This window comes from Peribacillus simplex (assembly GCF_001542915.1).
Lineage (GTDB): Bacteria > Bacillota > Bacilli > Bacillales > DSM-1321 > Peribacillus > Peribacillus simplex_B.
The window spans coordinates 24,489-37,599 of sequence record NZ_LNNH01000002.1 but is presented as its reverse complement, the minus strand read 5'-3'; the positions used below and the strand labels follow the sequence as shown (position 1 = coordinate 37,599).

Annotated in this window: 12 protein-coding genes and 1 pseudogene; 2 read left to right on the top strand and 11 right to left on the bottom strand. The window is 42.7% G+C overall.

The window, feature by feature from the left end; all coding sequences use genetic code 11:
• Positions 1-75: 75 nt before the first annotated feature.
• A pseudogene (locus AS888_RS00200) lies at positions 76-1,125 on the bottom strand (alkene reductase); the annotation flags it as partial.
• Between the two features lie 249 nt (positions 1,126-1,374).
• Here AS888_RS00200 and AS888_RS00195 point away from each other — a divergent pair.
• Positions 1,375-2,217 (top strand): alpha/beta fold hydrolase, encoded by an 843-nt coding sequence (locus AS888_RS00195; RefSeq protein WP_061140194.1) that lies wholly within the window; start codon positions 1,375-1,377, stop codon positions 2,215-2,217.
• A 205-nt stretch (positions 2,218-2,422) separates the two neighbouring features.
• On the opposite strand, the gene AS888_RS00190 is transcribed toward AS888_RS00195, so the two are convergent.
• From AS888_RS00190 to speB, 6 genes are all read right to left on the bottom strand, one after another.
• Positions 2,423-3,871 (bottom strand): MDR family MFS transporter, encoded by a 1,449-nt coding sequence (locus AS888_RS00190; protein WP_061140193.1) that lies wholly within the window; start codon positions 3,869-3,871, stop codon positions 2,423-2,425.
• 58 nt (positions 3,872-3,929) lie between these two features.
• Positions 3,930-4,502: a TetR/AcrR family transcriptional regulator gene (locus AS888_RS00185; protein ID WP_061140192.1), complete on the bottom strand. Its 573-nt coding sequence runs from the start codon at positions 4,500-4,502 to the stop codon at positions 3,930-3,932.
• Between the two features lie 204 nt (positions 4,503-4,706).
• Entirely contained in the window at positions 4,707-4,799 is a 93-nt protein-coding gene (locus AS888_RS26235) for a putative holin-like toxin (protein WP_220126990.1), read from the bottom strand.
• Between the two features lie 291 nt (positions 4,800-5,090).
• Positions 5,091-5,852 carry a class II aldolase/adducin family protein gene (locus AS888_RS00180; protein WP_061140191.1) on the bottom strand — a complete coding sequence of 254 codons (762 nt, stop codon included), beginning with the start codon at positions 5,850-5,852 and terminating at the stop codon, positions 5,091-5,093.
• A 36-nt stretch (positions 5,853-5,888) separates the two neighbouring features.
• A complete protein-coding gene (locus AS888_RS00175) occupies positions 5,889-7,310 on the bottom strand; it encodes a sodium:solute symporter family protein (RefSeq protein ID WP_061140190.1) in 1,422 nt (473 codons plus the stop codon).
• A gap of 58 nt (positions 7,311-7,368) precedes the next feature.
• Positions 7,369-8,367 (bottom strand): agmatinase, encoded by a 999-nt coding sequence (gene speB / locus AS888_RS00170; protein WP_061140189.1) that lies wholly within the window; start codon positions 8,365-8,367, stop codon positions 7,369-7,371.
• A 227-nt stretch (positions 8,368-8,594) separates the two neighbouring features.
• Here speB and AS888_RS00165 point away from each other — a divergent pair, with 227 nt between their 5' ends.
• Entirely contained in the window at positions 8,595-10,004 is a 1,410-nt protein-coding gene (locus tag AS888_RS00165; protein WP_061140188.1) for a sigma-54 interaction domain-containing protein, read from the top strand.
• A gap of 257 nt (positions 10,005-10,261) precedes the next feature.
• On the opposite strand, the gene AS888_RS00160 is transcribed toward AS888_RS00165, so the two are convergent.
• The 4 genes from AS888_RS00160 to AS888_RS00150 all read right to left on the bottom strand — a co-directional run bounded on the left by AS888_RS00160 (position 10,262) and on the right by AS888_RS00150 (position 13,085).
• On the bottom strand, positions 10,262-10,582 hold the full coding sequence (locus AS888_RS00160; protein WP_061140187.1) for an antibiotic biosynthesis monooxygenase family protein: 321 nt from the start codon (positions 10,580-10,582) through the stop codon (positions 10,262-10,264).
• A gap of 130 nt (positions 10,583-10,712) precedes the next feature.
• On the bottom strand, positions 10,713-10,841 hold the full coding sequence (locus tag AS888_RS26580) for a hypothetical protein (protein ID WP_257390695.1): 129 nt from the start codon (positions 10,839-10,841) through the stop codon (positions 10,713-10,715).
• A 235-nt stretch (positions 10,842-11,076) separates the two neighbouring features.
• Entirely contained in the window at positions 11,077-11,256 is a 180-nt protein-coding gene (locus AS888_RS00155) for an IDEAL domain-containing protein (protein WP_061140186.1), read from the bottom strand.
• A gap of 509 nt (positions 11,257-11,765) precedes the next feature.
• Positions 11,766-13,085 carry a gluconate:H+ symporter gene (locus tag AS888_RS00150; protein ID WP_061140185.1) on the bottom strand — a complete coding sequence of 440 codons (1,320 nt, stop codon included), beginning with the start codon at positions 13,083-13,085 and terminating at the stop codon, positions 11,766-11,768.
• Between the last annotated feature and the right edge of the window lie 26 nt (positions 13,086-13,111).

Below are 13,111 nucleotides of genomic sequence, written 5' to 3'. Positions count from 1 at the left end.
CACATCAGAAAAGGCGATTCCCCTGAAATGGAGAATCGCAAATGGAAAGGGGCACTTATGAAACGCCTGCTCCGTTTAGACCAATTGAGCTAAATGTTGCTTTGCTTCGTACTCAACAAGTTCTTCATCCTGCTTGATTTTTTTCAGGTAATCAGGGTTGGCGATGAGCGGACGGCCTATTGCCGCAACATCGATGATTCCTCTTTCCAAAGCGGCTTCCGCTGTTTTAGGATCAAATCCACCGACACCCACTATCACTCCATCCCAGTGTCTGCGCACCAATTCATGCAAAGTCGCTCCTTTGGCAATCGGTTTGGTGAATTCCATCGTGGACGGATGAATCATTTTGACTCCCGTTTCTTTAAATGCTTCAATAAATATTTTTATTGCTTCCTCTGGATCTTCCCACATATATGTTGGCTGATCTATTTTAAAAGCGGAAAAACGGATAAGGGTCCGGTCCGCTCCTACTTCATCGATGATTGCATTCAGCACTTCCTTCATGAAAGTCAGGCGCTCTTTTAAATCACCGCCATACCGGTCGGTTCTTTTATTGGACGTGTCGGAATTAAACTGGTCGATTAAATAGCCATGCGCACCATGGATCTCAACGCCGTCAAAGCCAGCTTCGATTGCATTTCTTGCCGCTTGTTTGTATTGGTTCACTACTTGTGCAATATCATTTTCAGTCATTTCCTCAGGTACATCGAATGGCTTTCCGAATCGTGAAACTTTTCCTTCGGCAGCGATGGGCGATGGGGCCTGCGGAGGAAGCCCTCCAGCAATTTCATGGTGGCTTGCACGGCCGACATGCCAAATTTGCGCAATGATCGTTCCGCCTTCAGCGTGCACAGCTTCCGTCACCTTTTTCCATCCATCGATTTGCTCTTGCGTATACAGCCCAGGAACACCAGGATTTCCCTTTGCCCTTGGTGATATCACTACACCTTCTGTAATGATGAGCCCAATGCCATCTTGGGCGCGCTTTCTGTAATATTCTACGATTAGGTCATTCACAACACCCGTTTCGTTTTCGGCAAACGACCGTGTCATGGGAGCCATCGCTGTTCTTGTTCTTAAATTCCAAGCACCAATCGTTACAGGCTCAAAAATTTTGGTCAGTAATTGATTCATTTGAATTCCTCCTGTTAAGCGCTTTGTTTTTAATAATAGCTGATGCAAGTACCTTTCATTGTGTAAGATTATCCGAAAAGGGCTTAATATTCAAATAATTCACTCTGATTTCCGCACATTTGATAAAATATGGGAGTAAGGATCAATGAAATACATTTATTCCGGCATAAGCAAGAGATGTTTGTCATCGTTGATATTGTCCAAATCATGAAATTTGAAATTTCATAAGGAGGGTATTAAATGTGGAAGCGTCGAATGATTGAAACGGCACGCGGTAAGTTCGAGGTATTTGTTCAAGGCGAAGGTGAACCAGTTTGCATCACTCATTTATATAGCGAATTCAATGATCTTGGTTACTATTTTGCTGATGCATTTGTAGATGATTCCGAAGTGTATCTTGTGAATTTGAAGGGGGCAGGAAGCTCTACCAAACCGGCGATGGAAACAGAAATGAGCATGAAAGAATCTGTAAGGGATTTAGAAGCAATTAGGGAAGCATTGGATTTGGAGCAATGGGGTTTTGCTGGGCATTCAACTGGGGGCATGCTCGGTTTGGTCTATGCAACCAGATTTCCTGATTCCCTCTCCAAGGTAATGGTCGGAGGAGCGACCGCTACAAACAAATATATGGAGCATGAAGGAAGTATGTACAGCCCAAGCAGTCCGCTTAATGAGAGGTGGAAAGAGATATTCTCTATTTTGGCATCTTCCGCACAAACGATCGATAAAAAAAGAACCGCCAGAAGAGAATGGACGGATATGTCACTATACAATAAAGGGAACCGAGAACGATATTTCCAAAAACCTTCCAGCGGAAAGATAGTTCAAAGGAGGTTAGATTACTTTTCCTTTAATGACTTGCCTCATTTTGATATACAAGACGAACTAACTGGGGTTGGTATTCCTGCTATCGTTTATTGTGGCCGGCATGATGCACAATGCCCTCCCATTTTCTCGGAAGACATCGATGCCCGATTGAAGAATTCGAAACTTTATATTTTTGAAGAAAGCAACCACTTTCCTTATCTCGAAGAAAATGATAGGTTTATCGCCATGATATCGGACTTTAGGAGAATGAAATGATTCAAAGTCCCAGATTATTTTGAGTCCATAAAGCGGGAGCTCACTTATCAGGGATCTCCCCCTGGACCTTGTTTCCGCGGAAGACCCGCATTGCAGAAAGGGCAGCTCATTTACCATGGCTAAGGCCATATAACAAAAAAAGATGCCGCCTGCAACATACAGACAGCATCTCCTTCAAGTTGCCTAGCTTTCCTATGAAACATCCTTAGATTCGTGCTTGTTCTTCTTCTTCGCGTGCCGTTTTGATAAAGAACGAAAGTATCAAACCGGCGATGGCAAGGGCAAGACCGAAAATGAAGGCATCCTGAACTCCTGCCGTCAAAGAACCGCTAATGGCTGAAGGATCCAATGGATCTTTCACATTGGCGATATAGTTTTTTTGGGAGGCTGACATGATGGTAATGGCAACCGTCGTACCAATGGCGCCCGATACTTGCTGCAACGTATTCATGAGCGCCGTGCCGTCGGGATATAGATTTTTCGGCAGTTGATTCAGCCCGTTAGTCTGGGCAGGCATCATGACCATCGAAACACCAATCATGAGGAAGGTATGCATGGCGACTACCCAGATGATGGACGTTTCAGTCGTTACGTTCGTCAAGGCCCATAACATGGCGATCATGATAATGAAGCCTGGAATCACTAAGCCTCTTGGGCCGAATTTATCAAAAATCCGGCCTGTTATCGGTGACATGATACCATTAAGCACACCGCCCGGTAAAAGTACAAGCCCGGCGGCAAATGCGGCTAACGCCAGCCCGGTTTGCAGATATAGCGGTAGAAGGATCATCGAAGACATGATGATCATGAATGTAATGAAAACGGTCAATACCCCTAATGTGAACATGGGATACTTAAACACGCGCAAGTCGATCATCGGTTTATCCATGTTGAACTGTCTTACGGCAAACAAAACTAAGGCTATAAGACCTGCAATGAGCGAGGAAAGGACGATAACATCCCTCCAGCCTTGATCTCCTACAATACTAAAACCATAAACGATCCCCCCAAAACCGATTGTCGATAAGATTATCGAAGGAACATCGATTTTCGGCTTGGTGATGGTGGAAACGTTTTGCATATACTTGAGACCAAAGAGCAATGCTATCACAAAAAACGGTAAAGATACCCAAAATATATAGTTCCATTTCAAATTTTCGATGATCAAGCCTGAAACCGTCGGACCGATGGCTGGTGCAAACATGATCACTAGCCCCATCAATCCCATCGTTGCTCCCCGTTTATGAATTGGGAATATCACCAAAATGGTATTGAACATGAGCGGCAATAAAAGGCCGGTCCCGATCGCTTGAATGACACGTGCAAGCATCAGGATCCCGAAGCCAGGTGCTAACGCTGCAATGAGCGTCCCGATGATGGAAAACACCATGGCTGCAATGAATAACTGCCGTGTACTGAACCATTGAATCAAGAGCCCGGAAACCGGAACCAATATCCCCAAGGTCAATAAGTAACCCGTTGTCAGCCATTGCACGGTGGAAGGGCTGATGGTGAATTCCTGTATTAAGTCCCCGAGCGCCATATTCAAGGCGGTCTCACTGAATAACCCGATGAATCCTGCAATCAAAAAGGAAATTAAAATGGGGGTCGTCCTTATGGCGGGACGCTGCTGCTGTGTTGCATTTGTGGACATAAAATGAATTCCTCCGATTGTTGACAGTATTACCTAAGCTGATTATTTTTCTTATGACTTATTTAGTTACCAACAATAATGGGATTTGTTCGGCTATCGCTTTTAGCGGTTCCCCATTTTTCGCCGTTAAAGAAAGAAGGATGCCCCCTTCAATTAAGGCATTAATGACGATACTCAATTCCTTTGATCGTTTCTCACTGTAGTTCGCCTCAAGTAATTTCTGCACATAAATGGCTTGCCAATCCTCCATCGCCTCTTGGCAGGCTGTTCTTATCGGCTCGCTTGTCGTAAATGTTTCCGCCGCTATCGTCCCGATCGGCAGTCCCAATAGATTTTCCGTTTCGCCAAAAAGACCGGATAAATGAAGGATATGAGCCTGGATCGCTTCAATCGGGTCTTTAAACTCCCCAAATCCACGTTCAATTTCATCTATGACGATTTCTTTTGTATGATTGACCGCTTCAATCGCCAATTGCTCCTTGCCTTTCGGGAAATAATGATAAAGAGAACCTTTAGGAATCCCACTTTCCTCTATGATGTCTTTAAGTCCAACACCATAATATCCGCGTATTCGAAAAAGTCGTGAAGCAACCTCAATAAGAATGTCTTTTGAGTTTCTTTTGCCTTCCATAGCTGGATCACTCCTAAAAAATTATATCAACCGGTCTATAGGACTATACGGATATATCACCGTTTTGTCAAAGCTGAAAGCTTGAGAAACGCTTGGAATGGCGACAAAAAAAGAACACCTCATATTGGTGTCCTCTTTACATGTAAGTGAATGAAGGAAATATCGGCACAGCCTTCTGCCCTACATGAACGTTTTTCATTGACGTCAAGGATTCTTGTCATGATTTTTAAAATCAAGAATAGCAATTACAAACATGCCAAAGCTAAGCATCAGGGAAATAACTTCGAAAGTACCCATTCATACATCGCCTCCTTACATCAAGCTTTTCCTGATCGGAGATTGTCCTATACAAGAAAAACATGAAGCGGCGGCGATTAAACAAAATAAATTTTTTAATAAACACTGCACCTATCCAAGTTATTACAAGGGATAGGCGTTTTACCGAAATGAGATGGATATAGTTTTGTATCTTCCATGTTGATTAATGGAGTAAGCTTTAAAAGCGAAGGAGCGCCATTCTTCTCATGAAAAGCCTCCCCAGAATCCTTTTTGACATTGATTATCTATTAATCATCCATCCCAACTGGATCATTCCAATAAGTCCGGCTGCTCTTTTCTGATTTTATCCCAAAGGGGCTGAAAACTAAGCCACCCCTCGTATTCCGTCCCCGTTTGTTCTGCTGTCAATCTTGCGTACTCCTCTTCAATGAAAATGGGCTTTCCTGCCGTTTCGGCCATGATTTGAGCTTGACATGATCGCTCCATCGTTATGAACCACCAAGCAGCTGAATCTACAGATTGACCAACCGTTAACAGCCCATGGTTGCGAAGGATGACCGCTTTATATTGTCCTAGCGCCTGAGCGATCCGTTTTCCTTCTTCAGTTGCATAGACTACACCGGTAAAATCATCGAATAACGCATGATCTCTATAAAATTGGCAGGAATCCTGGGTGATCGGGTCGAGCAATCTCCCTAGTGATGACCAAGTCTTTCCATAGACGGAATGAGCATGTGCCGCTGCAATCGCGTCCGGCCTCGCTTTATGAATTTCCGAATGAATCGCGAAAGCTGCGCCATTCACAGTATGTTCCCCCTCCACAATATCCCCTTTGTGATTCACCAAGATAAGATCTGAAACGGAAATTTGGCTAAAGTGCATCCCAAACGGATTGACCCAAAAATGGTCAGTATATTTCGGATCGCGTACCGTGATATGTCCTGCTATCCCTTCATCGAAGCCAAATTTTGAAAAAAGGCGGAAGGAAGCTGCCAGCCGTTCCTTCCGGTGTTGGCGCTCTTCCTCCAGTGTGTTGAATGAAGCCGGTTGCAGGGTAATCGTCTTTGTCATTTTCCTTCCTCCCCATCATTTTTTTAAGGCCGTCCATCAATTGGCAATATCTATGTTTTTCCCCTTTATATCACCTTTAGGTAAGGTTTCATTTTTGGGACTGAGCAACGTAAGGGCAGTGATGACGACCAAACTGGCAGCAAGTCCATATAAGATCGGTCCAGTCGAGGACGGCCCGGTTATGACCAATCCGACGATGATGACGATCATGCTGGCCAAAATGGAGTAGAATGCAGCATTAGCCGTGACCCTCTTCCAAAAGAAGCCAAGAATGATCGGAAAGAACACGGCACCCGATAAGATTGCGTAGGCTACATCCAATGCCACTAAAATATCTTGAATCCAAATAGAAACGATGATGGCCATAACACCAATCGTTAACGTGGTGATTCGAGATGTTTTTAAAAATTGACGTTCGCTCATTCCTGGACCGATATATTTTTTTATGAGGTCATTGACGACCAAAGTCGATGAAGCGAGCAATGTTCCCGATGCCGTGGACATCAGGGCGGAAACCACACTCGCAATGACCACTCCCAATAGCCCGGCAGGCAATGTTTCCATCGCAATGCTTGTAAACGCAGTTTGAGGGTCTCCTAAATCAGGAAGGATAATAAAAGCGCACATTCCAATGATACTTATTGCAATGGCATAAAAAATGCTGTATATCCCAGCCCCGACCGTTCCGCTGCGGGAGATGGCCTTCGTTCGAGCCGTAAAAAGACGCTGCCAAATATCTTGTCCCACGACCACCCCTAACGTAAATAATAAAAAATATTGAAAGATCGTCGCGCCGCCGATGTTTCCTAATTCAAAATGTGCTGCCGGGAGATTCTCTTGTAGTGAGCCCCACCCTCCTGCCTTGGAAATGCTCATCGGAAGCATGATAAGGAAGATACCGATTGTCATGATGACGAATTGGATCACATCCGTCATGGTTACCGACCACATTCCGCCTAATATTGTATAAAATAGAACGATCCCGCCTCCGACAATCATGGAAACCGTCAAATTCCAGCCCGCCAAAACATGTAATATCGTCCCCATCCCGATCACTTGGGTGACGGTCAGCATGAAGGTATAGATGACCGAGACCAAGGCGCTGAGCAAGCGTGTTTGAGAATTGTAACGCTTCTCAAGCATTTCACTGATTGTCAGCACTTTTAAATCAAAGATCTTATTCGTTAAAAACAGCCCGATGGCAATAATGCCGAGCCCGATCATCACGACCAGCCAAATGCCGGATATCCCAAACTGATATCCTAATTTTGCCGTTCCTAAAGTAGAAGCTCCTCCTAATATCACAGCCGCTAAACAGGATAAATACATGAAATGACCTAGATTACGCCCTGCTACAATGAATTCATCCGCGGTTTTTGCTCGTTTGGATCCGATTACCCCTACAATGATTAAAACAGAAAAATATAGAAGCATGATTGAAATATCCAAAATATCCATGTATACATCTCCTTTTGGGGTGGGTTTGTTTTAGATCGCTTGGTTCTTCCCGTTTTAATTAGTTGTTCAGCTGCTTCTCCAAATCTTGGATCATCCCCATTTTATCTCTTTTTCCTTTTTTCGCGAGTGCGATAAGCGTGATGAATTCATAGACAATGTTGGCCGCTGCGGCTGCGGTGACTTGTCCGTGATCGTACGAGGGTAAAACCTCGACAAGATCGAAGCCTACGAATTCTATATCCGTCAAGCCCCTGACAAACGCCAATGCATCATCAATGCTTGCCCCTGAAACCTCTGGCGTCCCTGTGCCAGGTGCATATACCGGATCTAAAAAATCAATATCGAATGATAAAAAGACCGGACCATCCGCTACACGCTCATGGATGATCTCCAGCATCTTTTCGACGCCGTTCCGTTTATAATCGTTTGTTGTATATACGGCCAAGCCCAAGTCCCGGGCATCCTGCAAATCCTCCGGACCGTACAAACCTCCCCTCATGCCAATTTGAAGGGAGCGGGATACATCGATGAGACCTTCTTCTATCGCGCGGCGAAAAACGGTTCCGTGATTATACTTTTGTTCGAAATAACTATCCCACGTATCGGAGTGAGCATCGAATTGCAGCAAGGCAACGGGTCCATGTTTTTTTACGATTGCACGCAGCTCCCCTAGCGTAATGGAATGGTCGCCTCCCAGCGATATCGGAACGATTCCTTTTTCAATGACTGGCGTAAGCTCATCTTCTATTTTTTTATATGTTTCAGATATATAGCCAGGAACAACGGGAATGTCCCCATAATCGATTCCTGATATATAATCAAAAATATTAATAGCCTGTTCTGGATTATACGGACGTAATAGAATGGAAAAATCACGAATGGCTCCTGGCCCGAATCTCGCCCCCGTCCTAAATGATTGGCCGGAATCAAATGGAATTCCCATAATGACAAAGTCCATATGTTCATCCACCTGCTCAACGAATGGAAGCCGCATAAACGTACGCACTCCACAAAAACGGGGTGATTGGAAAGAGTCTTTCGGTTGATATTTCATCATGTAACATCCTCCTAAGTTTTCTGCTATTTTTTTCATCTTACCTTTACTTAAGCAAGATTCGCGCCAACTTTTCAGGAGCCTTTCATGGGCGTTTTTACACTTCCTTTTAGATCTGTTGATTAAAAGATTAATCAAAACCGCTTTTTTTGATTTAAGTTTTGATTATTCAGACTTTTTGATTTATATTTTAATTAATCAAGATTCGGATACGAAAGGGAGTCGATATCATGAATGACGAAATGCTGGAGGAAGAATTACAAAAGATCATTGAAACCTCGAATAATAATATCCTCATCACCGATCAAGATGGAATCATTTTATATTCCAACCCAAAGCTGTGGGAGATTTACGGCATGAAAAGTGACTCTTATATCGGAACTTCCGTTCATCAATTAGAAAAAGAGGGCCTGCTCACACCTTCCATCAACGCGCTTGTATTAAAGGAAAAGAAGGCGAAACGGATCATGCAGCAAACAAAAACGGGTCATGTCGTCATGTCGACAGGCTATCCTATATTCAATAAGGAAGGCAGCCTCGCAAGGGTGATCAGCTATGGTCAGGATCAAACCGAGATCCTTCAATTGCAGGATCAATTTGAGCACTTGCAACGTAAAGTCAAAGGCTATCAGACGGAAGTCGAGGATTTAAGGGAAAAGGAACTCGATCACCATGATATGATCGCGAGGAGCAACGAAACGAAGCATATAGTAAAAACGCTTCATAATGTTGCGAAGACCGATGCCACGATTCTCTTATTGGGACCTTCAGGAGTAGGGAAAAGTACTTTCGCCCGTGCAATTCATGAGCAAAGTGACCGTAAGCAAGAGCCTTTCATTGAAGTCAATTGCAGCACGATACCTGTTAGTTTGTTTGAATCGGAGATATTCGGCTATGAACCGGGAGCTTTTACAGGGGCAAGCAAGCAGGGGAGCCAGGGCCTGATTGAACAAGCTGACAGCGGAACCCTTTTCTTGGATGAAATCGGTGAACTTCCGCTTGCCATGCAAGCTAAATTACTGAAAGTGTTACAGGAAAAAAAGTTAAAGCGTCTTGGAGGGAAAAAGGAAAATCATATTAACTTCCGTCTTGTTGCCGCGACAAATCAAGATTTAAAGAAGATGGTAAGTGAAGGCAGGTTCAGGCTCGATTTGTTTTATCGATTGAATGTGATTCCCATCCAGATACCGGCATTGCATGAACGTAAAGAGGATATCCCTCTTTTAATACAGCATTACTTACGGAAAACCAATGCTAAATACCACAAATCCAAAAAAATACACCCATCGACATATGAAGTGCTGACTCATTACGATTGGCCCGGAAATATACGTGAACTGGAAAATCTAATCGAACGACTGATCCTGACCATTGAGGAAACCAATATCTTTCCGGAACACTTGCCTCAATCCATCACAGGTCAAATCGAACAGCCTGAAGATTCCTCATTGCTGGAAATGAATCAGAAATGGGAAGAGAAATTCGATTTAAAGAAGACATTGGAAAAGATTGAAATCCAACTGCTAGCTAAAGCATTGAAGCAATGTAAAACCACTTATGAACTGGCAGATCACTTGGGCATCAGTCAGCCAACAGTCAGCTATAAATTAAAGAAATACAAAAAATATTTTTCATGCTAAGAACCCACCATGGTTTCCAGCATCAAGGCGAAGTCATATACCGCTAATGAACTTCATTTTTCGTTTCATTATCTCCATTAAAGTCTGATCTGAATGACCAAAAAAGGGCACCCATAAATGGGAGCCTGAATTTTAGTGAAGGTAGTGCTATTGTATGTAAAAGGCGGCCATTCCGCTTCCAATAGTTTAAAAACACTTTTACATTCCGTTCTTTGGCCAATTAGATGGCATTCACATTAAAAGGGCAGGTAAAGAAATCATTTCTCTGCCTTTTTAACTGCTTTCACTTCGTATAATGCCCCTTCTGAACTGACGATATATTCAGGTTTAGGCTTTCCAAGATTGGCCTTGTGGCCCGCGATATGGACTTCACTCTTTTCCCACTGCTTCCAGTGCTCTTCCGATTCCCAATTGATCATGATGATGACCTCTTCATCGCCTCGTCTTACCTTTTTCACCAATACGCTTAAATCAATGAACCCCTCCTGCTTTTCTATGACCCCTTCCGCACCGAATCGTTTTACCACTTGGTCGGAATTACCTTCTTTAACCACTGTTTTTCTCATTTGAACGAACACTATGAACAACTCCAATCGATATACGTATATGTTTCATTTTAGTCGATAACGATTCTCATTGTCAATTATCGTGAAACAAAACAAAAATGAATCAGAAAGCCATACAGCACTCTCTGATTCATTTCATGGCTTATTTTTTATCTTTAAGACTTTTGGGAACATAGTCATTCAGTTTGTTAAATAAAGAAGTAATGTAGGAGTTGAGTTCAAACCGATCCTCCTGAACAAATTCAGCCAACGACACTCCATTCTTTTTCATTTCTTCTCCCCCTTTTAGGTTTCAACCGTTTTCATGAATTAGTATGACAAGCATACAAGAAAGCGCTTACAATGTAAAATGTGATAATTCTATAGATTGCTATTTCCTTAGACTGATTTAATCTAATTAAGTTTCGCTTTCATTATGCATATATTAACAAGCTTCACTGATTTCCATGCACGGCAGCTTTTCTATCATAGTATAACTACTTGTCTTTTTCACAGTGTGCGAAATTTCATGAAATGCTCTTCAGTAGTTCAGTTAAACGGATGAACTCATCTTTATCCCGATTCTTCAATGAGTCATCGATCGCTTTTTCGATTTGTGCTTTCCTATAATCGCTTAAGGCCTTTTTTAATACCATTTCTGCTATCTCTTCAGGCTCCAGTGATGTTCCAGGTAATTGCTTCTCCATTCGAAACCAACTCCTTAACCTTTTTTCTATTATACTAAGTAACTTGGAGATTATTAATATTTATTTCAATGTTATCCTTTCTTCTTTTTTTATTTCCTTATCCACCATGATTCCCACATGGCCACTCTTCTATACATTAAGAATACTAAAAGATTTTAATGCCGTTGCTTTGCGACACGCAATTGTCCCAGTGATCTTTGATTTCGTATTTTATCCATACTTTTTTAATCAATGATATTCAGGAGCAGGGTAAAAGGTTAAGTAAAACATGATGTCTTTTTGAAAAACCAGAAATATTTCAACGAATTTGGATAGCCCCTCCAAACCATTTGAATCATTCATTTTTTTACTTATATTCATTTACCGACGATTTTGTTCATGAATGTGCTTACATTTATTGATGATAAATTTTTTTCCATGTTCTCCTTCAAGCCAGCATGATTCGTGCACAAGAAAAGTGAAAAACCCCTATCCAGTCCATATTGTTACAGACAGGATAGGGTTTTTCATTATATGAACAAATTGATGATGAGTACTCCGACAAGTCCCACCAGGGAAATGATGGTGACCATCACGGACCATGTCTTAATGGTCTTTCCTATTGATAGATTAAAATATTCCTTGTAAATCCAAAAACCTGCATCATTTACATGGGAGAATGTTATGCTTCCGGCACCTGCAGCCAAAACCATAAGTTCTGGACTTACCCCTGTGGCCGCAACAAGAGGTGCCGCAATTCCGGCTGCCGTCATGCCGGCCACTGTAGCAGACCCTATGGCCACCCTTAGGATAGCCGCTATCAGCCAAGTAAGGATCAATGGTGAAAGCGTTGATTCGGCCATGATGCCAGCAATATATTGATCAATATGACTGTCTATCAATACTTGTTTGAACGCCCCGCCACCTGCAATGATTAATAGAATCATTGCAATTCCGCTGACGGACTCGGAAAAGGATTTCATGATTTCATTCATTTTCTTCCCTCGATTAAGACCAAAGGTGAAAATGGCAATAATGACAGAAATCAAAAGCGCCACAGCCGGATTGCCGATGAAATCAACAACCGGCATGATCGGTGATTCAGGCATGAAAATTTCTACAGCTACTTTGACCGTTATCAATATCACTGGCATGAGGGAAGTAAGAAGACTTGTTGCAAACCGTGGCATTTCTTCCTCTTTAAACTCCTTAGGATTAAATAACTCTTTTGGAATGTCCGCTTCCAAGTCTTCTTTCTTAAACAACTTCGTGAATAATGGCCCGCCAATGATTATGGCTGGGATCGCGATGATGACCCCATATATTAAGGTCTTGCCCAAATTTGCATCAAACACACTGGCAACTGCCGTTGGCCCTGGATGTGGAGGAACAAATCCATGCATCGTGATAAGGGCGGCTATGACGGGCATGCCGATATACAATACTGGTACTCCTGCTGCCATAGCAATCGTAAATACCAATGGAATCAAAACGACGACACCCGTTTCAAAGAAAAGGGCGATCCCTACGACGGAAGCCGTCAGAACAGCGGCTAGTTGTACTCGCTTTTTGCCAAATGCTTTGATTAGTGTCATTGCAATTCTTTGGGCCCCGCCTGAATCAGTCATCAACTTACCAAGTATGGCCCCAAACACGATGATTATCGTGAGATTTCCAAGCGTTCCACCCAAACCAGTTTGGATGGATTCAATTGCAGCAATTGGTGTCATTCCTTCCAAAATCCCTACTACCAAGGAAACGATAAGCAAGGATATGAAAGCGTTTAATTTCAAAGCAATCATTAATATTAGCAATAGGGCAACCCCTATACATATAGAAAGTATCGGCATTTTCATCCACCTTTTCTTTTAATGTG